This window comes from Stutzerimonas stutzeri (genome assembly GCF_013522825.1).
Classification (GTDB): Bacteria; Pseudomonadota; Gammaproteobacteria; order Pseudomonadales; family Pseudomonadaceae; genus Stutzerimonas; species Stutzerimonas stutzeri_AK.
Map to the genome: position 1 here is coordinate 19,849 of NZ_JAAMQZ010000040.1, position 22,244 is coordinate 42,092.

The window sequence follows — 22,244 nt, forward strand, 5'->3', positions numbered from 1 at the left end:
GCTTGCAACAACAGAAACCTGTCGTCGACCGCCTGGTGGTGATCGGGCTTGGCCTGATTGGCGGCTCGTTCGCCAAGGGGCTGCGCGAGCAGAGGCTGTGCAACGAGGTGGTGGGTTTCGATCCGAATGCCAACAGCCGCCAGTTGGCCGTCGAGCTGGGTGTGGTGGATCGTTGCGCCGAGACGCTGGAGGAGGCGTGCCGTGGCGCCAGCGTGATCCAGCTGGCCGCGCCGATCCTGGCGATGGAAAAACTGCTGGAACAGTTGTCGCAACTGGAGCTGGGCGATGCGGTCCTGACCGATGTCGGCAGCGCCAAGGGCAATCTGGTGCGCTGTGCGACGCGAGCGTTCGGCGCCATGCCGGCGCGTTTCGTGCCGGGCCATCCCATCGCGGGTTCCGAGCGCAGTGGCATCAGCGCCGCCGATGCTTCGCTGTTCCGGCGGCACAAGGTAATCCTGACGCCCGTGGCCGGCACCGATCCGCAGGCGCTGGCGCTGGTCGATCAGTTATGGACGGCGCTGGGCGCGTCTGTCGAGCACATGGAAGTCGCCCACCATGACGAGGTGCTGGCGGCCACCAGTCATCTGCCGCACCTGCTGGCGTTCGGGCTGGTGGATTCGCTGGCCAAACGTCATGAGAATCTGGAGATCTTTCGTTATGCTGCCGGCGGTTTTCGCGATTTCACCCGCATAGCGGGCAGCGATCCGGTGATGTGGCACGACATCTTCCTGGCCAATCGTGAAGCGGTGCTGGCTACCCTGGATGATTTTCGTACCGACCTCGACGCCCTGCGCGCCGCAGTCGATGAAGGAGACGGGCATACACTGCTGGGCGTATTCACGCGCGCCAGGGCTGCCCGGGAACATTTCAGCAAAATACTGGCTCGCAGAGCCTATGTGGACGTTATGCATTCCAATGACCTGATCTTCCTCGCCAACCCTGGCGGCAGCCTGACTGGCCAGTTGCGTGTGCCAGGCGACAAATCCATTTCCCACCGCTCGATCATGCTCGGCTCGCTGGCCGAAGGCACCACCGAGGTCGAGGGCTTTCTCGAAGGCGAAGACGCGCTGGCCACCATCCAGGCCTTCCGCGACATGGGCGTGGTCATCGAAGGGCCGCACCAGGGCCGCGTGACCGTGCATGGCGTCGGCCTGCACGGCCTGAAGACGCCGCCCGGTCCGATCTATCTGGGCAACTCCGGCACCTCCATGCGCCTGCTGGCCGGCTTGCTCGCCGCGCAGCCGTTCGATACCACGCTGACCGGCGATGCCTCGCTCTCCAAGCGACCGATGAACCGCGTCGCCAACCCCTTGCGCGAGATGGGCGCGATCATCGAAACCGCCGCCGAGGGCCGTCCGCCGCTGACCATCCGTGGTGGCCAGAAGCTGTCCGGCATGCATTACGACATGCCCATGGCCAGCGCCCAGGTCAAATCCTGCCTGCTGCTCGCCGGGCTCTATGCTGCAGGCCGGACGTCAGTGACCGAGCCTGCGCCCACCCGCGACCACACCGAGCGTATGCTCCAGGGCTTCGGCTATCCGGTTCTGGTGGAAGGCAGCACCGCAACCGTCGAACCGGGCCACACGCTGAGCGCCACGCAGATCGAAGTACCGGCCGATATCTCGTCCGCCGCCTTCTTCATGGTCGCTGCCAGTATTGCCGAGGGGTCGGATGTCACTCTGGAACATGTGGGCATCAACCCCACGCGCACCGGCGTGATCGACATCCTCAAGCTGATGGGCGCCAACATCGAGCTGACCAATCAGCGTGAAGTGGGTGGCGAGCCGGTGGCCGACATTCGTGTGCGGGCCGCGCAGCTCAAGGGCATCGAGATTCCCGAAGCGCTGGTGCCGCTGGCCATCGACGAATTCCCGGTGCTGTTCATCGCCGCCGCCTGCGCCGAAGGCCGCACGCTGCTGCGTGGCGCCGAGGAACTGCGGGTCAAGGAGTCGGATCGTATCCAGGTGATGGCCGACGGTTTGCAGACCCTGGGCGTCAAGGCCGAGCCGACGCCCGACGGTATCGTCATCGACGGCGGAATCATGGGCGGCGGTGAAGTCTGGGCGCATGGCGACCATCGCATCGCCATGTCATTCAGCGTTGCGGCACTGCGCGCCAGTGCGTCGATCCGCATCCACGATTGCGCCAACGTCGCGACCTCGTTCCCCAACTTCCTGGCGTTGGCTGAGCGCGCAGGTATGCGGGTTGCGGTAGAGGAGGCTTCATGATCAGTCCGGTTCCGGTCATTACCATCGACGGCCCGAGCGGTTCGGGCAAAGGCACGGTCGCGGCTTTGCTTGCCGGCAAGCTGGGCTGGAATTTTCTCGATTCCGGCGCGCTGTATCGCTTGCTTGCCTTCGCCGCTCGCAACCACGGCGTCGATCTGACCAACGAGGAAGCCCTCAAGGCACTGGCCGCCCATCTGGATGTGCAGTTCGGTGCGGCGCAGGATGGGCATGGCATGCGCATCGTGCTCGAAGGCGAAGACGTCACCGAGGCCATCCGCAACGAGGTCGTCGGTGCCGGGGCTTCCCAGGTCGCAGCCCTGCCGGTGGTGCGTGAAGCCCTGCTGCAGCGGCAGAAGGCTTTTCGTGAGGCACCCGGGCTGGTGGCCGATGGTCGGGACATGGGAACGGTGGTTTTTCCCGATGCTACGCTGAAGATATTCCTCACCGCCAGCGCCGAGGAAAGGGCGCGTCGGCGCTTCCTGCAGTTGAAGGCCAAGGGCGATGATGTTAACCTCGCGAGTCTTCTCGACGAGATACGGGCGCGCGATGAGCGCGATACCCAGCGTGCAGTGGCGCCGCTGAAGCCGGCAGACGATGCCATCCAGCTGGATTCCACTGCACTGTCCATCGAGCAGGTATTGGGACAGATTCTGAGCGAAGTCGACAAGCGCGATTTCGCCTGATGATCAGGCGTCGAAAGGCGTCTCAGCGGCCTGATTCAGGGCCGTCAACAAGGAGGCATGTGGGAGACCAGGTCCAGTCCCGCAGGCCTTTTTTTATATGAATGAACCCACGTTATCTGGGGCGTGGAGATTGGGCGGATTCTCGCCTGAAAACAGCAGGAATAAACATGAGCGAAAGCTTTGCAGAACTTTTTGAAGAAAGCCTGAAATCCCTCGACATGCAGCCGGGCGCCATCATCACCGGCATCGTGGTCGACATCGATGGTGACTGGGTCACCGTCCATGCCGGTCTGAAGTCCGAGGGCGTCATCCCGGTCGAGCAGTTCTACAACGAGCAGGGCGAGCTGACCATCAGCGTGGGTGACGAAGTTCACGTTGCGCTGGACGCGGTTGAAGATGGCTTCGGTGAGACCAAGCTGTCCCGCGAGAAAGCCAAGCGTGCCGAGTGCTGGATTGTTCTGGAAGCGGCTTTCGCAGCTGAGGAAGTGGTCAAGGGCGTTATCAACGGTAAGGTTAAGGGCGGCTTCACGGTCGACGTTAACGGCATCCGTGCGTTCCTGCCAGGTTCCCTGGTCGATGTCCGTCCGGTGCGTGATACCACTCACCTGGAAGGCAAGGAACTCGAGTTCAAGGTCATCAAGCTCGACCAGAAGCGCAACAACGTTGTCGTTTCCCGTCGTAGCGTCCTGGAAGCCGAGAACAGCGCCGAGCGCGAAGCGCTGCTGGAATCGCTGCAGGAAGGCCAGCAGGTCAAGGGTATCGTCAAGAACCTCACCGACTACGGCGCATTCGTCGATCTGGGCGGCGTGGACGGCCTGCTGCACATCACCGACATGGCCTGGAAGCGCATCAAGCATCCTTCCGAAATCGTCAACGTCGGCGACGAGATCGACGTCAAGGTGCTGAAGTTCGACCGCGAGCGCAACCGCGTCTCCCTGGGTCTGAAGCAGCTGGGCGAAGATCCATGGGTTGCCATCAAGGCCCGTTACCCGGAAAACACCCGCGTCATGGCCAAGGTCACCAACCTCACCGACTACGGCTGCTTCGCCGAGCTGGAAGAGGGTGTGGAAGGCCTGGTGCACGTCTCCGAAATGGACTGGACCAACAAGAACATCCACCCGTCGAAGGTCGTACAGGTCGGCGACGAAGTGGAAGTCATGGTTCTGGACATCGACGAAGAACGTCGTCGTATCTCCCTGGGCATCAAGCAGTGCAAGTCCAACCCATGGGAAGACTTCTCTGGCCAGTTCAACAAGGGCGACCGTATCTCCGGCACCATCAAGTCGATCACCGATTTCGGTATCTTCATTGGTCTGGACGGCGGCATCGACGGTCTGGTTCACCTGTCCGACATCTCCTGGAACGAAGTCGGTGAAGAAGCCGTGCGTCGCTTCAAGAAGGGCGACGAGCTGGATACCGTCATCCTGTCGGTCGATCCGGAGCGCGAGCGCATCTCCCTGGGCATCAAGCAGCTGGAAGACGATCCGTTCTCCAACTACGCCGCCGTCAACGACAAGGGCAGCATCGTTCGTGGCACCGTGAAGGAAGTTGACGCCAAAGGCGCCATCATCGATCTGGGCAACGATATCGAAGCCACGCTGAAAGCCTCCGAAATCAGCCGCGACCGCGTTGAAGATGCGCGCAATGTGCTGAAGGAAGGCGAAGAAGTCGAAGCCAAGATCATCAGCATCGACCGCAAGAGCCGCGTCATCAGCCTGTCCATCAAGTCGAAAGACGTCGAGGACGAGAAAGACGCAATGAAGGAACTGCGTACCAAGCAGGACGTAGAACCTTCCGCCGGCCCGACCACCATTGGTGATCTGATCCGCGCACAGATGGAAAACCAGAACTGAGTTCTGATTCCAGCTGAATGAAAAGGGCGAACTTCGGTTCGCCCTTTTTTGTGCCTGGGATTTCTTGCGTGCGCAGTGGTCTTTAGTTGCGGTGGGCGAGGTTGGTCAGGGCCTGATTGACCGCCAGCCAGCCGCTGACGGCGTCCTCGCCCACCTCGTTGAATGCCTTCTCGATAAGGCGTATCTGTTCCCGGCGCAGCGCCTGTTCCAGTTTTGCGCCTTCCCTGGTGAAGCGCAGCATGCGTTTGCGCTTGTCGTCCTCGGCGGTGAGGCTCTCCACCAGATGCATCTCGATGAGTTGGCGCAGCGGGGTATTCAGCGCCTGTTTGCTGACCCCCAGGTAGCCGAGTAACTGCTTGACGCTCAGGTCGGGATAGCTGGCGATGAAGAACAGGATGCGGTGGTGTACGCGGGACAGGCCGCGGCGCGCGAGCATCTCGTCCGGCTTGGCGGTGAACGCCTGGTAGCCGAGAAAGAAACGCTCCATGATCAGGCGCTGATCGCTGCTTTTTTTTAGGTCAGGCATATTGACGTATTTGTTGGAGTGGGCGTAATTTCGGTCAAGTAGTTTGACTTATTTCTCTCGCCTTCGCATCCGGTACCCCAATGGCCTTCTCCGAACGCATCGACCGCCTGAAAAGCTCGCTCATCCGTGAAATCCTCGCTGCGGCGCAGCGCCCCGAGGTGATGTCTTTCGCCGGTGGCTTGCCGGCTGCGGCGATGCTGCCCAGCATCGAGTGGGCGGATATGCCGGCGGACATGGGGCAGTACGGGATGAGCGAGGGCGAGTCGGCGCTGCGCGAAGCCATCGCCGCCGAGGCACGCGAGCGCGGCGTGCCTTGTCGCGCGGAGCAGGTGCTGATCGTCAGTGGCTCGCAGCAGACGCTCGATCTGGCGGCCAAGCTGTTCATCGATCCGGGCACCGAAGTGCTGCTCGAGGCACCGACCTACCTGGCGGCGCTGCAGGCGTTCCAGCTGTTCGGCGCCGACTGCCTGGCGGTGCCGCAAGAGGACGATGGTCCGCAGTTGCAGGCCTTGTGCGAGCGACTGGAGCGTCACAAGCCGGCCTTCGCCTATCTGATCCCGACGTTTCAGAATCCGTCCGGGGTGCGTTACAGCGAAGAGAAGCGCGATGCCGTCGCGGCCTTGCTCGACGAGTTCGGTTTGACCCTGATCGAGGACGAGCCCTACCGTGAGCTGGTTTTCGATGAGGAACTCGCACGGCCTATTGCAGGCCGCTTGCGAAGCGCCAGCTGGATCTATACCGGCACGGTGTCCAAGACGCTGCTGCCGGGGCTGCGCGTCGGCTACCTGATCGCAACGCCTGACCTGTTTCCCTATCTGTTGCGCCTGAAGCAGTCTGCGGATCTGCATACCAACCGTGTTGGCCAGTGGCAGGCCCTGCAGTGGCTGGGCAGTGAGCGCTACCGCGAGCATCTGGCCGAGCTGCGCGGCTTCTACCGGTTACGCCGCGATGCCATGCAGGCAGCGCTGAGCGAGCATTTCGTCGATCTTGCCCAGTGGCAGCTTCCCCAGGGTGGCTTGTTCTTCTGGTTGAAATTGAATCAGCCCGTGGATACGCGCACGCTGCTCGATGCAGCGTTGGAGCAGGATGTGGTGTTCATGCCCGGCGAGCCTTTCTTCGTGAATCCTGACTGCAACCTGGGCTATTTGCGGCTTAACTTCAGCCACGTGGCACCGGAGCGGCTGGCTGAAGGGATATGCCGCCTGGCAGCTGTGGTTCGTCAGGCATCTACCGCCGAAGCGGCCTAGCTTCGACGTGCACTCATAGGGGCGAATGAAATGTACAAGGTTTACGGCGACTATCGTTCCGGCAACTGCTACAAGGTCAAGCTCATGCTGCACTTGCTTGAGCAACCTTATGAGTGGGTGCCGGTGAATATCCTGCGCGGTGAAACGCGCGAAGAGGCGTTTCTCAAGCTTAACCCCAACGGCAAGATACCGGTTTTGCAATTGGAGGATGGCTCCTGCCTCTGGGAGTCGAACGCCATCCTCAACTTTCTCGCTGAGGGCAGCGAATTTCTACCGGGCGAGGCGCGACTGCGTACCCAGGTGCTGCAGTGGCAGTTTTTCGAGCAGTACAGTCACGAGCCGTTTCTGGCGGTTGCCAGGTACATCAAAGTGCATCTCGGTATGCCGGAAGAGCGTCGTGAAGAATATGAGGCCAAGCGCTACGATGGCTATCACGCGCTGAACGTGATGGAGCAGCAATTGCTGCGCACCCCGTACCTGGTGGGTGAGCACTATTCGATTGCAGATGTGGCGTTGTATGCCTATACCCACGTCGCCGAGGAGGGTGGTTTCGAGCTGGAAGGCTATCCGGCAATCCGCACCTGGTTGCAGCGAGTTGCGAGCCATCCGCGACATGTGGGCATGTTCGATTAAAGGTAAAAGACGATAAAAGCGCTGGAGGCTGGAAGGCTGGACGAGAAAAGCCGATTAAGAGCGCTGGAAGCTGGAAGGCTGGACGGAAAAGCTTGACGGAGTTTTGGCATTAGGCCGCACGCTGTCCAGCCTCCAGCCTCCAGCCTCCAGCCTCCAGCCTCCAGCCTCCAGCCTCCAGCCTCCAGCCTCCAGCCTCCAGCCTCCATTATCTGACCAGGCCGAGAAACTCGCTGCGGGTGGCGGGGTTTTCGCGGAACTGGCCGAGCATCACCGAGGTGACCATCGAGGAGTTCTGCTTTTCCACGCCGCGCATCATCATGCACATGTGCTGTGCTTCGATCACCACGGCAACGCCCCAGGCGCCGGTTACTTGCTGAATTGCTTCGGCGATTTCGCGGGTGAGGTTTTCCTGAATCTGCAGGCGTCGGGCATACATGTCGACGATCCGCGCAACCTTGGACAGGCCCAGCACCTTGCCGTTGGGCAGATAGGCGACATGTGCCTTGCCAATGAACGGCAGCATGTGATGTTCGCACAGCGAGTACAACTCGATGTTCTTCACCAGCACCATTTCGCTGTTGTCGGAGCTGAACAGCGCGCCGTTGGTGACTTCCTCCAGCGTCTGCTGGTAGCCCTTGCACAGATACTGCATGGCTTTGGCGGCGCGCTTGGGTGTATCGAGCAGACCTTCGCGGGTAACGTCCTCGCCGAGCTGGCCAAGGATCGCGGTGTAATGTTGTTCCAGTGACATTGAGCTACCTGTGGGCTTCATGTGAGCGCAAGCGCGAAGGGTAGGACGCACCCGCCGCGCTGGCAAGGGGAAAAACCAACGGCGGGCCGCAAGCCATATGCCGCAAGAGGAGACATGAGGCTCATTCACTTGAAGCTTGAGAATCTTTACTCGTCTCGTCCGTCGAGCATGGTTCGCTTGAGCAACAGGTAGATCGCGCCAGTACCGCCGTGGCGGGGCAGGCATGAGGTGAAGCCGAGCACCTGGGGATGCTGACGAAGCCAGGTATTCACATGGCTTTTGATGAGAGGCCGCCTGCCATCGATGCGTGCGGCCTTGCCGTGCGTGACGCGCACGCAACGGATTTCGAACTTGCTGGCTTCGGCGAGAAAATCCCAGAGCAGCTCACGCGCCTTTTCCACGCTCAGCCCATGCAGGTCGAGGCTGCCCTCGAAGGGGATCTGACCGGCCTTGAGTTTGCGTATCTGGCTTTCCTGCACGCCGTCGCGCGCCCAGTAGAGCTCGTCTTCAGCGGCCACGTCGATGACAAATTGATCGGACAGACCATCGATGCGGGTTTCATCGTTGCTGATGCTGGCATTCGCTCGACGGGTGGCGATCTGGGCCTTGTTGCTGCGTGGTTTGCCGGTGTCGGCCCGATCGTGTTCGATGGGTTTGACGCCGCGAACTGCTGCTTTGAAAAGGGAAAAATCGTCTTCTTGCATGCTGCCTCCGCATTTGCCGGCAATTTTATCCCAGGGGTTGGCCGTATGGCACTTGAGATTCGGTCGTTGGTCTTTGCAGATGCAGAAGGTGGGCGCTCAGCGTTTCCTGCCGAGGCGAGGCGACAGGCTGATGCTGCCCGGGCCGTAGAGGCGGCGGCGTACCCGACGCCTGACAAGCAATCCAATCCAGAGCATAACCAGCCCCGGTAGCAGCGAGGCGATCGCCGTTTCAGGATCAAGCGTCAGACTGCCAAGGGTATCGTTGTTGCCAAGCAGGGATGCGGCACCCGCAAGTGCCAGAAGCATGCCGAGAATGATCAGCAGCAGACCGAGAAGCATGCCGATGCGTGAGCGCCATCGCCGTGGTTCGCGTGGCCGGAGGCGGCGCGCATCGAAGCTATCGGTCAGTTTCATTTCGGTTACCTCTCAGGGGCAGGGCTGTGACCGAGGAAGCCCGGCCAGGTTCACTTGCCCGTCAGGTACGTTTTCCGATTCGATTCAGGCCAACGCTCCGGCATCGGCCACGCAGACAGCGAAATTGTCGGCAAGGATGGTCATTTCCATGCGGTGCACCTGTTCGGCATCGATCGAGCCATCGCCCATTGGCAGGTCGCGGGTGGCGCAGGCCTTGTCGACCAGGGTGCAGCGGTAGCCGTAGTCCTTGGCGGCGCGGACGGTGGTGCTGACGCTGGAGTGAGTCATGAAACCGCAAACGACAAGATCGAGGCGGCCATGCTGCTGCAGCAGTTCATGCAACTGCGTGCCGGCAAAGGCATTGGGGAGCGTTTTGCCTATCACGCCTTCGCCGGCCAGAGGGGCTGCTTCCGGCATGATCTGGCCGCGCAGGCCTTGAGGATCGAACAGGCCGCCAGTGATGCCCAGGTGGTGGACATGCACGATGGGCGTGCCGTTTTTACGGGCAAGCGCCAGCAAGCGGGTAATTTCCTCGAGCGCCGGCGCCAGGTTCGGCAAGGCCATCGCTCCAGTGCGATATTCCTCTTGCGCGTCGATAACCACGAGCGTCGCGTTGGCCAGAGTCGCCGGTGCATAACTGCGGCCACTGAGCTGTAGCAAGGTCTGTGGCTTGGACATGACTGACTCCTTGTTGTGTGAGGGGCCTGATTGTGGCCTCAGATGACGGATATGTGAACCGTCGAAACCCATGATTCGCTCGCTGAATGGATCTTATCCTGGCGATAGGCCAGCGCCGATGGCGAGCAGAAGGCTGAGAAACCTTGCACACTATCGGCTAAACTTTCGCACTTTTGACCGGAGATGCCGACGTGACCGCTTCGCCTTCCCGATTGCGTACGCTGCGCGATTACATACGCTGGGCCGTCAGCCATTTTCATGCCGAACAGCTGTTCCACGGTCATGGCACTGACAATGCCTGGGATGAGGCGCGTCAGTTGGTACTGGGTGCGCTGCATTTGCCTTGGGAAATTGCCGACAGTTACCTCGATTGCCGCCTGGAGGATGATGAGCGCGAGCACCTCCAGAACCTGCTGCGACGGCGTATCGAGGAGCGCGTGCCCACCGCCTACCTGCTTGGGCAAACCTGGTTCTGTGGCCTGCCGTTCATCGTCGATGAGCGTGTGCTGATTCCCCGTTCACCCATCGGCGAGCTGATCGAGCGGCGCTTCGAGCCCTGGCTGGCGCAGAAACCGGCGCGCATTCTGGATATGTGCACCGGCTCGGGTTGCATCGGCATTGCCTGCGCCTATGAGTTCCTCGATGCCGAAGTGGTGCTGGCGGATATTTCCTTCGAAGCGCTCGAAGTGGCCAACCGCAACATCGAGCATCATGGTCTGGACGAGCGTGTCTATACGGTGCAGGGCGATGGTTTCGAGGGCTTGCCTGGGCAACGCTTCGATCTGATCGTGTCCAACCCGCCCTATGTGGATGCGGAGGACTTCGCCGATATGCCCGATGAATATCATCATGAGCCTGCGCTGGGGCTGGCCTGCGGTAGCGATGGTCTGGATCTGGTGCGGCGGATGCTGGCCGAGGCGGCGGATCACCTGACCGATAGCGGCAGCCTGATCGTCGAGGTTGGCAACAGCCAGGTGCACGTCAAGGCGCTTTACCCGGAGGTGGACTTCACCTGGCTGGAATTCGCCGAGGGCGGGCATGGGGTGTTTCTACTGGCGGCAAGCCAGTGTCGTGAGCATCAGGCGCTATTTCGCGAACGCAGCAGGCCCTGAGCGGCAGTGCTTTCAGCGGGTCGCGATCCAGATCAGCAGGCCCGCCTGAAACAGTGAAAAGGCGATCAGGCAGGCGATGGTGAAGCGTAGCGTGCCGTCTTCGCGACGAAACCGGTTGAGCCGTTCCTGAATGTCGCGAATGGTGTTTTCCTGTTCGAGCAGGTTGCGGTCGGCCTGTTCGAGCATGGCCGCGGCATCGGTCAGCTCGATGATCTGTACTTTCTCGGCGTTCCAGTCGGGGCGCAGCGTGCTGACGCGCGGCACGCTGTAGAGCGCCTTGAGCTGCTGTGAATCGGGGTAGGTCACGTCGAGGCCCTGGCTCTGTAGGCAATGATCCCGCCGCAGACGCATATCGTCGTTGGCTACATCCCCCGCAGGCAGGACGCCCTCTTTGACCAGGTAGTGCGCCCAGCGTTTCTGCGCCCAGAGCGCGCCCTGGGCCAGCAGAAAGCGTCCGAGGCCACGATTGCTCGGCTCAAGATGCAGACCCGAGTCCGGGCCGAAGCGCAGCTCCTTGGCTTCATGATCCACCCAGATTTCCAGCACATTGTACTTTTTAGACAGGACCTGGCCTGGAAGCCTGATGCTGAGCTTCAGCAGGCTCAGTTGCCGTGAATGCCGTTCGATCTGCCCCAGTTCGACGAAGCGTAGCGGGCGTGCACCGCTGTCACTGTCGGTCGGCAACGGCGCCAGGCGCAGCAGGCGAAAGCGATCCGGTGCGAGTTCTTCCCAGGGATGAGATTGCGGCGAATCAGGCGCCTGGGCGTCGCTATCGGTCGGTGCTGTGCTGTCGGTCATTATGGCGTCCGTGGCCTTGTGGGTATCAGTCGTTACTGACGGGTTAAAGGCCGTAGAAAAACTACCTGCGTTGGCAAGACTTCATTTTTCAACGGCTTGTTAAAGTGCGTGTCGGCTGTCGACCTGTCAACTGAAGGGTAGCGATGTGCCATAAACGCTTGCGGAAAGTGGCGTCGGCATCGGATACGACGAAATACGCAGCGGCTCGGGTATACTTTGCGCCCTTTGTTCAGGTCGATCGCGGAGCTCCCTGCATGTCCGGCAACACATACGGCAAGCTGTTCACCGTCACCACCGCTGGCGAGAGCCATGGGCCGGCGCTGGTCGCCATCGTCGATGGCTGCCCGCCGGGGCTGGAGCTGTCTGTGCAAGACCTGCAGCGTGACCTCGACCGGCGCAAGCCCGGCACCAGTCGTCACACCACCCAGCGCCGGGAAGCCGATGAAGTCGAAATCCTGTCGGGGGTTTTCGAGGGGCGTACCACGGGTTGCCCGATTGGCCTGTTGATCCGCAATACCGACCAGAAGTCCAAGGACTATTCGGCGATCAAGGATCAGTTCCGCCCGGCCCATGCCGATTACAGCTACCACCACAAATATGGCGTTCGCGACTACCGTGGTGGCGGTCGCAGCTCCGCGCGCGAGACGGCCATGCGCGTCGCCGCCGGTGCCATCGCCAAGAAATACCTGGCGAGCCTGGGTATCCAGGTGCGTGGCTACATGAGCCAGCTGGGACCAATCGAGATTCCTTTCAAGACATGGGATTCGGTGGAGCAGAACGCCTTCTTCAGCCCTGATCCGGACAAGGTGCCCGAGCTGGAGACCTACATGGATCAGCTGCGCCGTGACCAGGATTCGGTCGGCGCGAAGATCACCGTAGTGGCCGAGGGCGTACCGCCGGGGTTGGGTGAGCCGATCTTCGATCGCCTGGATGCCGAGCTGGCCCATGCGCTGATGAGCATCAATGCGGTCAAGGGCGTGGAGATCGGCGCCGGTTTCGCCAGCATCGCCCAGCGCGGCACCGAACATCGTGACGAACTGACGCCGGAAGGCTTTCTATCCAACCAGGCCGGTGGCATTCTCGGCGGGATTTCGTCCGGCCAGCCGATCATTGCCCACCTGGCGCTCAAGCCCACGTCGAGCATCACCACGCCGGGCCGTTCCATCGACACCCAGGGTAATCCGGTGGAGGTCATCACCAAGGGCCGTCACGACCCCTGCGTCGGCATCCGCGCCACGCCCATCGCCGAGGCGATGATGGCCATCGTGCTGCTGGATCATCTACTGCGCCACCGTGGGCAGAATGCCGATGTGCAGGTAACGACGCCGGTATTGGGGCAGGCCTGACGGTCGACGCCTGTGGCGTAAGGCTGGACGCTGGAGGGCTGGACAGTACAAGCCGCTTTTTCGTCCAGCGTTCAGCCTCCAGCTTTCAGCGAAATGGCAGATCGCATGTCCTTACAGCTACCCTACTGGCGTCTCTCGGGCTTCTACTTTTTCTATTTCGCGCTGCTTGGCGCGGCGGCGCCGTTTTTCGGTTTGTATTTCGCCCACCTCGGCTTTTCCGCCGAGCGCATCGGCGAGATGGTGGCGATTCCCATGCTGATGCGCTGCCTGGCGCCGAACCTGTGGGGCTGGCTGGGGGATGCGACGGGGCAGCGGCTGGCTATCGTGCGCCTCGGGGCGCTGTGCACGCTGCTGTCGTTCGGGCTGATCTTCTTCGACAAGAGCTACGCCTGGCTGGTACTGGTGATGGCCCTGCATGCCTTCTTCTGGCATGCGGTGCTGCCGCAGTTCGAGGTGATCACCCTGGCGCATCTGCGCGAACAGGCGGCGCGCTACAGCCAGATTCGCCTGTGGGGCAGCATCGGTTTCATCGTTACGGTGGTGGGGCTGGGCATGCTGTTCGAGCGACTCAGCCTGGATGTCTATCCGGTGGCGATCATGGTGATCATGGCAGGCATCGTCCTCAGCAGCGTCTGGGTGCCCAATGCGCAGCCCGAACAGCGACCGGAAGCCGCCGGGCAGGGCGGTTTCCTGCGTCAGCTGCGCCGCCCCGGCGTGCTGGCGTTCTATGCCTGTGTCGGTCTGATGCAGGTCAGCCACGGGCCTTACTACACCTTTTTCAGCATCCACCTGGAAGCGCTCGGCTATGATCGAGGCACCATCGGCCTGCTCTGGGCCTTGGGCGTGATCGCCGAGATTCTGGTGTTCCTGGTGATGGCGGCGCTGCTCAAGCGCTTTTCCCTGCGCCAGGTGCTGGTGGCGAGCTTCCTGCTGGCGGCGCTGCGCTGGCTGCTGCTGGGAACGCTGGCCGATCACCTCGTCGTGCTGCTGCTGGCGCAACTGATGCATGCGGCCACCTTCGGCAGTTTCCATGCCGCCGCGGTGCATTTCGTCCAGCGCAGTTTCGGTCATCGCCAGCAGGGGCAGGGCCAGGCCCTGTATGCGACGCTGGCCGGTATCGGTGGCGCGCTGGGGGCGTTGTATTCAGGTTACAGCTGGACCAGTCTGGGGCCGGTCTGGGTCTTTGCCATCGCCAGTCTGGCGGCCCTGGCCGCAGCCGTTATCATGGCCACCCCTGTGCAGGGCAGTCGGGCATGACCGCCAACGGCTGCCGCCCTGCCAACGAATCATCGATCAGATACCGGGTCAGTCATCGCCCGGCCCGGAGACAGCGACCATGAGCATCCTCAGTGTCTATCACCACAGCACGCCCGAACAGCCCTTCAAGGTGCTCACGCATCACGAGGACGTTGCCGCCACGCTGGCCGAGGTGGGTGTACACCTGGAACGCTGGCAAGCCAGCACAGCCATCGGCCCGGATGCCAGTGATGAAGAACTGGTCGCCGCTTATCAGCCGCAGATCAACCTTTTGAAGAACGCGTACGGCCATGCCGGTGTGGAAGTGCTCAGGTTGACCCAGGAGCGTTACGGGCTGGGCGATTCGCGCGCACAGGAACTGGAAGAGTACGTTCAGTCCGGGGACGAGGTGCGTCTTTTCATTGCCGGAAGGGGGCTGTTCAATTTGCATATCGAAGATCGGGTCTATGCCGTGCTGTGTGAGAAAGGCGACTTGATCCTGATACCAGCGGGCGTTCGTCACTGGTTCGACAGGGGTGAAAACCCGTATCTGGTTGCCATTTGCCTGTTCGTTAATCCGGCAGGTCGTGCTCCGCAGTTCACCGGCGACGATATCGCGAGTCGTTTTCCGCGACTGGAAGATTGATCCAAAGTCGTCACTCCAAAGAGGCATTGAGCTACCCGACGTTTTGGGCCCTTAATGCGACGGCTCCAGCAGGTGCTGGAGCAAACCGCGACCACGAAGCCTCTTTCGTCTGTCAGGGAAATTGGAGAAAACGATGTCCATCAAACGTACTGCCGCAATTGGGTTCGCTGTGCTTGTTCTGGGCTTGCCCTTTTCACTTCAGGCGCAGGACAAGGCGCCTCAGAGCTGGTTGCCCAGCCTGATCACCGAAACGCCGCAAGAGGGCTTCGAGCTGGCCGTCAAGTTGTCCAGAATGGGCGTCAAAAGTACCCAACCAGACAAGGAAGTGCTGTTCCGGGAACGTGAGAAGTACGCTCAGAAGGGCGAGGCGTTGATGCAGGCTTCTGAAGTGGTCGCCATTCACTTCCAGACCGTCGCAGCAGCAAACAATTACTGGAAATAATCCGGTTTCCACCAGTTGAACGCTGTCCACAGGCATGGCCAAAGGACAGGGTGCCGCTCTTTGCGGCGGGCAGATACAGGCCGCTTCGGTCTGCATGCCTGAACCCTCGGGCTTGCCAGGCATCCAAACTGCGAACCCATCGTAATGAGGAGCCACCCATGACCGATGCCTTCGGCGGTATTTTCGGCCTTATCATTCTGCTGCTGGATATCTGGGCCATTGTCAGTGTGGTGCGAAGTGATGCCGCCAGCGGGAAGAAAGTGCTTTGGGTTCTGCTCATCTTCTTCCTGCCGGTGCTGGGCCTGATTCTCTGGGCTCTCATGGGCCCGCGCGGTAACCGGCCAGACGACATGAGCCTGAGGCGCTGATAGATGGAGCTGACTCCATTGTTGGCCGTTCTGGTGCTGATTGCGGACTTTCTGGCGATTCTTCACGTCTGGTTCAGCCGTATCGAGTATGGCCGCAAGATCATCTGGAGCCTGGTGATCGCGCTTCTGCCAGTGGTCGGGTTGATCATGTGGGTCATCGCAGTCGGGCGTTTCGCCAAGGTCAGGTTGTAGCGAAAGCGCCCCGTGGTTTAGCCTGCATTGGACCAAAGTAGAATACGGTGCTTTCCTGAAGGCGAAGGCAGCTTGCCGCTGCGCCTTCTGCAACGCTATCCATCACGGGAGACACCCATGAGTGACTATCAGGAAGCTCTCTATGAGGGATACGGCCAACGCTTCAGCATCGACCGGATGCTGCATGACGCCCGCACCGAGCATCAGCAACTTGCCATCTTCGAGAATGCGCGCATGGGCCGTATCATGGCGCTGGATGGGGTGATTCAGACCACTGAGGCCGATGAGTTCATTCCTCACGAAATGCTTGTTCACGTACCGATCCTGGCCCATGGCCTGGCGCGGCGGGTGCTGATCATCGGCGGCGCAGATGGTGGCATCGTGCGCGAGGTCGCCAGGCACCGTGAGGTCGAAAGCATCACCATGGTTGCGGCTGATGCCGCCCTGGTGGAAGCGTGCAAGACCTTCCTGCCGGAGCATTCCAGAGGCGCTTTCACCGATTCTCGCCTGAATCTGCTGATCGATGACGGGCTGCACGTTCTCAATACCTGTGAAGAGAAGTTCGATGTGATCATCTGCAGCGCCGATAACGGCGCTGCAGATGAGGCCTTGGAGGGCTTCTATCAGGCCTGCCGGCGCTGCCTGAACGATGGCGGCATTCTGGTCGCCCGCACCGGTACCCCGTTCATGCAGCTCACGCAGGTGCAGGCAGCGGCCAGACGGATGAATGGCCTGTTTGCAGACTGGCATTTCTACGAGGCGGCGGCGCCCACTTGCAGCGGTGGAGCGATGACCTTCGCCTGGGGTGCTTGCGATTCAGCCAGTCGTCGGTTGCCGCTGGAAACCCTTTCCCAGCGTTTTGCCGGCAGCGGGGTTGTGACGCGCTACTACAATCCGCATGTCCATCTCGCGGCCTTTGCGCTGCCCCAGTACGTTTTGCAGGCCATCGGCAAAGCCAGTAACGACTGACTCAGCAGCCTGGCAGGGGGCTTGCGGCATGCACCAAGCGGCAAGTTCATTGCGACACTGATCCAGATACCCTATGTTCGAACCTGTCGGTTGGGCTCCATAACGTTCCGGGCCTGACCGAGCAAATCATCCACACACTCGATTCATCCCTTCAACACCCGCAACGAGGCTCGACAAGAAGGCTTTCTCTGCGAAAGCCATTCCATCCATAAAGGAGGTTGAAAGATGAGTGCCACCTTCCATGAGGATGTCAGCAGCAACGTGCTCTTGAGGATGAAGGAAGGCGGTTTCGATTTCGCCCGCGTTCATCCCATCGAGTTTTATGCCGTGTTTTCCGACCGTGAACAGGCATGCGCAGCCGCCAGCAATTTTCGTGGCGAATGCGTCAATACACAGGTTTTTCCCCGTGACGATGGCGCCTGGAATCTTCAGGTGAGCAAAGTCATGTACGCCACTTTCGATGGCATCGGTGATTTCGAGCAGGATCTGGAGAATCTTGTCGAACCGCTGGGCGGTGTGGTCGATGGCTGGGGCGTGACTCAGGAGCTATCCGGCTGCACTGTCTGACAGCTTCATCCGAAACCCAGTCCCCCTTGCAGTGCCTGGTCCCATGGTGGGACCGGGCCGAAGCGGCTCTTCAGGAACTCCAGCAGCAGACGACTGCGCGAATCGGCTTCCCGTGTCAGGCGCAGGGCATAGATGCCGCTGGGCTCGGGCTGGGGTAGCCCGCTTTCGCAGAACAGGGGCAACAGCTCGCCGCGCAACAGGTGGTCGGCAATCAGCCAGGTCGGCAGATGTGCGATACCCAGGCCCGCCAGCGTGCCGCTGAGCAAGGCTTCGGCGTTGTTGGCGACCATCCGCATGCGACCGGGGCGCAGCAGTTGCCGCTTGCCGTCATGCTCGAAACGCCATGCATGAGGCGGTGCCAGGGCATCCCAGTCCAGGCCGTCATGCGCTGGTAATTGATTGGCATCCAGTGGTGCCCCGCGCCGCGCCAGATAGTCGGGGCTGGCGCAAACGATGCGCACCAACGGGGCCAGAGGCGTGGCGACCAGTCGGGTATCGGCCATCGGGCCGATGCGCAGCACCAGATCCACTTCGCCCAGGTGTTCACCACGTAGATCGACGAAGCTGTCGATCAGACGCAGCTGGATATCCACCTCGGGATAACTCTGGAGAAATTCTGCCAACGCAGGTGCCAAGTGCCGGCGACCGAAGGGGGCGGGTGCGTCTATGCGAATACGACCGCGCGGCGCGTTTTGCAGTGAAGTGACTTCAGCACGGGCCAGCTGCAGTTCCTGCACGATACGCCTGGCCCGTTCGGCGAACACCTGGCCTGCCGTGGTGGGCTTGATGGTGTGGGTACTGCGGCTGACCAGTTGGCAGCCCAGGCTGTTCTCCAGAGCATCGATGCGCCGGGCGACGGTGGAGGGCGTCAGGCCATGCAGGCGGCCAGCAGCAGAGAAGCTGCCACTGTCGAGGATATCGAGAAACAGCCTGAACTGATCGGAGAGCGGGTCTGATTGCATACGGGCATCACTGGCTTTGCAAGAATTGCATAGTCATTGTGCATGGCTGTGCGTATCCGTAACAACCTGGGCGCTATAGCATCGTTTTTTTTGACGGAAAAACTAAGAGATGGATTTGTTCAGCATCGCGTTGAATATTGCACTGGGCCTGATGCTGGGCGCATTGGGGGGGCTGTTCGGCATCGGTGGTGGGCTGATCGCGATTCCGGTGCTGGGCGTGCTGTTCGGCCTGGATCAGCACCTGGCGCAAGGTACGGCGCTGGTCATGGTGGTGCCCAACGTGCTGTTGGCGATCTGGCGTTATCACCAGCGCAATCGTATCGATGTCCGCCATGCGGCAGCGCTGGGAATCTCCAGTTTCTGCTTCGCCATCGCCGGTGCGGCACTGGCGGTATCGCTGGATGCGGGGCGAATGCGCATCGCCTTTGTCGGCTTCCTGCTGGCCCTGGCTATCTATACCTTGCTGCGCGTCTTTCTCAGGCCGCAGACCGGTGCTACCGAACTGCGCCACCCCTGGCCCTGGCTGGGTGCCCTGGGGGCAGGCGCGGGCGCTCTGGGCGGATTGTTCGGGGTGGGAGGCGCGGTGCTGGCCACGCCGGTTCTCACTTCGATATTCGGCACTTCGCAAGTCGTTGCGCAGGGCTTGTCATTGTCCTTGGCAGCGCCCAGCACCGGGGTGACGCTGGCGACCTACGCACTCCACGGGCAGGTCGACTGGGCGCTGGGGGTGCCGCTGGCCATCGGCGGACTGCTCAGCATCAGCCTGGGCGTGAAGCTGGCGCACGCCCTGCCGGAGCGCCTGTTGCGCCTGCTGTTCAGCGGCTTTTTGTTACTCAGTGCAGCGCTGCTGGCGCTTGAGGTTTAGGCGCGCGACGTATCTCCTTGCGCGCGCTGCGCACCAGACGAACGCTGAGCAGCAGCGCCGCGCAACTCAGGCCCGCGATCAGCCCCTGCCAGAGTCCAACTGGCCCGCTGGCGGTGCCGAAGGTATCGGTCAGCCCGAGGGTGTAACCCAGCGGCAGGCCGATTCCCCAGTAGGCGACCAGGGTGAAGACCATCGTCATGCGGGTGTCCTGATAGCCGCGCAGGGCGCCGGCTGCCGTGACCTGGACGACATCGGAGAACTGGAACAGCGCCGCATAGAAGAACAATCCTGCCGCGACCTGGATGACCACCGGATCGGTGGTGTAGATGCGAGCGATCTGTTCGCTGAACAGCAGCATGGCCGTGGCCGAGAAGCAGGCAAAAAGCAGACCGGTAGCGATGCCCAGGCCCGCCACGAAGCGCGCATCGCGCGGCGCGTTGCGGCCCAGCGCCTGGCCGATGCGCACCGTGATCGCCATGCCCAGCGACAGTGGAATCATGAAGATCAGCGAGGTGAAGTTGAGGGCGATCTGATGGCCGGCGACCACGGTCGCGCCGAGCGCGCCGATCAGCAGGGCGATCACCGAGAAGATGCTCGCCTCGGCGAATACCGCGATGCCGATGGGGATACCGACGGCCAGCAGGTGGCTGAGCTCCGGCCAGGATGGCGCGTCGAAACGCTCGAACAGCCGGCTTGGCTGGTAATACCCGGCGCGACGTACCCAGAACAGCATGGCCAGGCACATGAACAGCATCACCAGCGCCGTGGCCCAGCCGCAACCGACGCCGCCCATGGCCGGCACGCCCAGCTTGCCGTAGATGAAGATGTAGTTCAGCGGAATGTTCAGCAGCAGGCCGAGCAGGCCGATCACCATGCTTGGCCGGCTGTGCCCCAGGCCATCGCTGTAGCAGCGCAGTACCAGATACAGCGCCATCGCCGGAAAACCGCAGGCCACGGCGCGCAGATAGGCCATGCTGGGTTCGATCAGATCCGTTTCGACCTGCAACAGATGCAGCAGCGGCTCGGCATTCCACATCAGCACGGCGGAGAAGCCGCCGATCCCCAGCCCCATCCACAACGCCTGGCGCACCACTGGCCCGATCTGCCCGTGCTCGCCGGCACCGAAACGCTTCGCCACGTTCGGCGTGGTCGCCAGGATCACGCCACTGGTCAGCAGGAACATCGGCACCCAGACCGAATTGCCCAGGGCGACGGCAGCCAGATCGCGAGGGCTGACGCGCCCGGCCATCATGGTGTCGACGAAACCCATGGCGGTATTGGCCAGTTGCCCGATCATCATGGGCAGGGCGATGGCGAAGAGCGCACGCAGTTCGCTGCGCACGCGCCTGAGTCTTGGCTCAGCAGGCATTTCCGGGTAATCCGAGTTGTATACAAGAGGCGGCGTAGTCTACGCCCGGCGAAGCGCCCCCGGAAGGTGCGGGCGGTCTAGAATAGGCCTATCACTGATGGAGCCGCACATGCGTATTCTTGCTGACGAAAACATCCCTCTGGTTGAATCCTTCTTCGCCGAATGTGGCGAGATCCGGCGCATGCCAGGGCGCCGCATCAACCGGGCCGCGCTGGAGCAGGTGGACGTGCTCCTGGTGCGCTCGGTGACGCGGGTCGATCGCGAACTGCTGGAAGGCAGTCAGGTGAGCTTCGTCGGCACCTGCACCATCGGCACCGATCATCTGGACCTGGATTACTTTGCGCAAGCCGGCATCGCCTGGGCCAGCGCACCGGGCTGCAACGCCCGTGGCGTGGTGGATTATGTGCTTGGCAGCCTGTTGACGCTGGCCGAAGGTGAGGGCGTCGAGCTGGCCAGCCGGCGTTATGGCGTGGTCGGCGCCGGTGAGGTCGGCGGGCGGCTGGTGGAGGTGTTGCGTGGCCTGGGCTGGGATGTGCGGGTTTGTGATCCGCCGCGTCAGGCGCGGGAGGCCGGTGATTTCGCCAGTCTCGACGAAATCATCGAGACCTGCGACGTCATCAGCCTGCACGTGCCGCTGACGCTGGAGGGCGAAGATGCCACCTTGCATCTGCTCGACCAGGCGCGCCTCGAACAGCTGCGCCCTGGCAGTTGGCTGATCAACGCCAGCCGAGGCGCGGTAGTGGACAACGCGGCACTGCGCGGCCAACTGGCCCTGCGCCAGGATATCCAGGCCGTGCTGGACGTCTGGGAAAGCGAGCCACAGGTGGATGTCGGGCTGGCCGAGCTGTGCTGGATCGCGACGCCGCACATCGCCGGCTACAGCCTGGATGGCAAGTTGCGCGGCACCGCGCAGATCTATCAGGCGTTCTGCGCCAGCAAAGGGCTGGAACCGACGGTAGCGCTGGCCGAACTGATGCCGCAGGCGCCGCTTCGCGGGCTGTCCTTCGCGAGCAGCGCTACCCCGGAAGAGGTGCTGACGACCCTCTGCCGAGCGGTCTACGACCCACGTCGGGACGATGCGGCCTTCCGTCGAAGTCTTGGTGGCGATGACGAACAGCGCCGGATGGCTTTCGATCAGCTGCGCAAGGACTATCCGCCACGCCGGGAAATCGATGGGCTGCAAGTCGATGTCGACGGCCAGGCACAGCTTCAGCAGATCGTCCGGGCGCTGGGCTGTAGTCTGAAAGGCTAGCGCGCAGGGTATGACAGGCCGGATGCAATTTGCGGCCTGCTCCGCTAGCATTACCCGTCCTGTGCGACACGTGTGTACGTGTCGTGCTTGGTTTGGTTTACTGCACCATGGCTCCAAACCCTTTGCTATCAGGGGGTTAATGCTTAAAACAGCAGTCAATGTACCGGCTCTGCCTGGTAAACCTATGCTTCGGACGCTCTGCGTTTTAGCGAAGCTAGGCAATAAATCTGCATCAGTTCGCGCCCAAAATGGGTTCAGAATGAGGTGCAGACACAGGAAAGTAGCTTTCCGGCCCGCCTGGATTGTTACAAATAATGTCTGACCCTGAGGGTGAATTCTGCCCTCAGGGTAGAACTTCGTCCCTCTTGTTCGGCATAGAGCCTTTATCACCGTCGTGAGACGT

The 22,244-nt window shown here is 61.6% G+C and carries 24 protein-coding genes; 16 read left to right on the top strand and 8 right to left on the bottom strand.

The genetic code is table 11. The features are described 5' to 3' along the window. Positions 1-2 precede the first annotated feature (2 nt). The 3 genes from G7020_RS19875 (at position 3) to rpsA (ending at position 4,764) form a co-directional block, all read left to right on the top strand. Positions 3-2,228, top strand: coding sequence for a bifunctional prephenate dehydrogenase/3-phosphoshikimate 1-carboxyvinyltransferase (locus tag G7020_RS19875; RefSeq protein ID WP_219852772.1), 2,226 nt, complete (start codon positions 3-5; stop codon positions 2,226-2,228). After that, positions 2,225-2,911, top strand: coding sequence for a (d)CMP kinase (gene cmk, locus G7020_RS19880; RefSeq protein ID WP_181086731.1), 687 nt, complete (start codon positions 2,225-2,227; stop codon positions 2,909-2,911). Before G7020_RS19875 ends, cmk begins: the two co-directional genes overlap by 4 nt. A 167-nt stretch (positions 2,912-3,078) precedes the next feature. Next, positions 3,079-4,764, top strand: a complete 1,686-nt coding sequence (gene rpsA / locus G7020_RS19885) for a 30S ribosomal protein S1 (protein WP_181086732.1) — start codon at positions 3,079-3,081, stop codon at positions 4,762-4,764. A gap of 82 nt (positions 4,765-4,846) precedes the next feature. On the opposite strand, the gene G7020_RS19890 is transcribed toward rpsA, so the two are convergent. Beyond that, on the bottom strand, positions 4,847-5,290 hold the full coding sequence (locus tag G7020_RS19890; RefSeq protein WP_181086733.1) for a MarR family winged helix-turn-helix transcriptional regulator: 444 nt from the start codon (positions 5,288-5,290) through the stop codon (positions 4,847-4,849). A gap of 80 nt (positions 5,291-5,370) precedes the next feature. Here G7020_RS19890 and G7020_RS19895 point away from each other — a divergent pair, with 80 nt between their 5' ends. Further along, positions 5,371-6,537: a PLP-dependent aminotransferase family protein gene (locus G7020_RS19895; RefSeq protein WP_181086734.1), complete on the top strand. Its 1,167-nt coding sequence runs from the start codon at positions 5,371-5,373 to the stop codon at positions 6,535-6,537. A 30-nt stretch (positions 6,538-6,567) separates the two neighbouring features. Next, entirely contained in the window at positions 6,568-7,170 is a 603-nt protein-coding gene (locus G7020_RS19900; RefSeq protein WP_181086735.1) for a glutathione S-transferase family protein, read from the top strand. A 205-nt stretch (positions 7,171-7,375) separates the two neighbouring features. Here G7020_RS19900 and folE read toward each other — a convergent pair whose 3' ends face one another. From folE to G7020_RS19920, 4 genes are all read right to left on the bottom strand, one after another. Then, complete coding sequence (gene folE, locus G7020_RS19905; protein ID WP_181086736.1) at positions 7,376-7,921, bottom strand: GTP cyclohydrolase I FolE; 546 nt, start codon at positions 7,919-7,921, stop codon at positions 7,376-7,378. A gap of 146 nt (positions 7,922-8,067) precedes the next feature. Further along, positions 8,068-8,625, bottom strand: a complete 558-nt coding sequence (locus G7020_RS19910) for a Smr/MutS family protein (protein ID WP_181086737.1) — start codon at positions 8,623-8,625, stop codon at positions 8,068-8,070. A gap of 96 nt (positions 8,626-8,721) precedes the next feature. Next, entirely contained in the window at positions 8,722-9,039 is a 318-nt protein-coding gene (locus tag G7020_RS19915; RefSeq protein WP_181086738.1) for a hypothetical protein, read from the bottom strand. 84 nt (positions 9,040-9,123) lie between these two features. Then, complete coding sequence (locus G7020_RS19920) at positions 9,124-9,717, bottom strand: cysteine hydrolase family protein (protein ID WP_181086739.1); 594 nt, start codon at positions 9,715-9,717, stop codon at positions 9,124-9,126. A gap of 191 nt (positions 9,718-9,908) precedes the next feature. On the opposite strand from G7020_RS19920, the gene prmB reads away from it, so the two are divergent. After that, a complete protein-coding gene (gene prmB / locus G7020_RS19925) occupies positions 9,909-10,829 on the top strand; it encodes a 50S ribosomal protein L3 N(5)-glutamine methyltransferase (RefSeq protein WP_181086740.1) in 921 nt (306 codons plus the stop codon). A gap of 12 nt (positions 10,830-10,841) precedes the next feature. Here prmB and G7020_RS19930 read toward each other — a convergent pair whose 3' ends face one another. Beyond that, on the bottom strand, positions 10,842-11,627 hold the full coding sequence (locus tag G7020_RS19930; RefSeq protein WP_181086741.1) for a hypothetical protein: 786 nt from the start codon (positions 11,625-11,627) through the stop codon (positions 10,842-10,844). Positions 11,628-11,881: 254 nt separating this feature from the next. On the opposite strand from G7020_RS19930, the gene aroC reads away from it, so the two are divergent. The 8 genes from aroC (at position 11,882) to G7020_RS19970 (ending at position 17,393) form a co-directional block, all read left to right on the top strand. Continuing rightward, positions 11,882-12,973: a chorismate synthase gene (gene aroC / locus G7020_RS19935; RefSeq protein WP_181086742.1), complete on the top strand. Its 1,092-nt coding sequence runs from the start codon at positions 11,882-11,884 to the stop codon at positions 12,971-12,973. A 105-nt stretch (positions 12,974-13,078) separates the two neighbouring features. Then, positions 13,079-14,230 carry an MFS transporter gene (locus tag G7020_RS19940; RefSeq protein ID WP_181086743.1) on the top strand — a complete coding sequence of 384 codons (1,152 nt, stop codon included), beginning with the start codon at positions 13,079-13,081 and terminating at the stop codon, positions 14,228-14,230. Between the two features lie 79 nt (positions 14,231-14,309). Beyond that, a complete protein-coding gene (locus G7020_RS19945; protein WP_181086744.1) occupies positions 14,310-14,855 on the top strand; it encodes a 1,2-dihydroxy-3-keto-5-methylthiopentene dioxygenase in 546 nt (181 codons plus the stop codon). A gap of 133 nt (positions 14,856-14,988) precedes the next feature. Continuing rightward, positions 14,989-15,297, top strand: a complete 309-nt coding sequence (locus G7020_RS19950) for a hexameric tyrosine-coordinated heme protein (RefSeq protein ID WP_181086745.1) — start codon at positions 14,989-14,991, stop codon at positions 15,295-15,297. A gap of 158 nt (positions 15,298-15,455) precedes the next feature. Beyond that, positions 15,456-15,665 carry a PLD nuclease N-terminal domain-containing protein gene (locus G7020_RS19955; RefSeq protein WP_181086746.1) on the top strand — a complete coding sequence of 70 codons (210 nt, stop codon included), beginning with the start codon at positions 15,456-15,458 and terminating at the stop codon, positions 15,663-15,665. Positions 15,666-15,668: 3 nt separating this feature from the next. Beyond that, positions 15,669-15,857, top strand: a complete 189-nt coding sequence (locus G7020_RS19960) for a PLDc N-terminal domain-containing protein (RefSeq protein WP_181086747.1) — start codon at positions 15,669-15,671, stop codon at positions 15,855-15,857. A 117-nt stretch (positions 15,858-15,974) separates the two neighbouring features. Beyond that, positions 15,975-16,826 (top strand): polyamine aminopropyltransferase, encoded by an 852-nt coding sequence (gene speE, locus G7020_RS19965; protein ID WP_181086748.1) that lies wholly within the window; start codon positions 15,975-15,977, stop codon positions 16,824-16,826. Between the two features lie 225 nt (positions 16,827-17,051). Next, positions 17,052-17,393: a ribonuclease E inhibitor RraB gene (locus tag G7020_RS19970; protein WP_181086749.1), complete on the top strand. Its 342-nt coding sequence runs from the start codon at positions 17,052-17,054 to the stop codon at positions 17,391-17,393. A 5-nt stretch (positions 17,394-17,398) separates the two neighbouring features. Here the strand turns inward: G7020_RS19970 and G7020_RS19975 are convergent, their stop codons facing one another. Then, positions 17,399-18,355 carry a LysR family transcriptional regulator gene (locus tag G7020_RS19975; protein ID WP_181086750.1) on the bottom strand — a complete coding sequence of 319 codons (957 nt, stop codon included), beginning with the start codon at positions 18,353-18,355 and terminating at the stop codon, positions 17,399-17,401. A gap of 109 nt (positions 18,356-18,464) precedes the next feature. Between G7020_RS19975 and G7020_RS19980 the strand changes: the two genes are divergently transcribed. Continuing rightward, positions 18,465-19,220, top strand: a complete 756-nt coding sequence (locus G7020_RS19980; protein ID WP_181086751.1) for a sulfite exporter TauE/SafE family protein — start codon at positions 18,465-18,467, stop codon at positions 19,218-19,220. On the opposite strand, the gene G7020_RS19985 is transcribed toward G7020_RS19980, so the two are convergent. Further along, entirely contained in the window at positions 19,189-20,589 is a 1,401-nt protein-coding gene (locus tag G7020_RS19985; protein WP_181086752.1) for an MATE family efflux transporter, read from the bottom strand. The two genes, G7020_RS19980 and G7020_RS19985, sit on opposite strands and share 32 nt — an antisense overlap. A 109-nt stretch (positions 20,590-20,698) precedes the next feature. Between G7020_RS19985 and pdxB the strand changes: the two genes are divergently transcribed. Continuing rightward, positions 20,699-21,841, top strand: a complete 1,143-nt coding sequence (gene pdxB, locus G7020_RS19990) for a 4-phosphoerythronate dehydrogenase PdxB (RefSeq protein ID WP_181086753.1) — start codon at positions 20,699-20,701, stop codon at positions 21,839-21,841. The last annotated feature ends 403 nt before the right edge of the window (positions 21,842-22,244 follow it).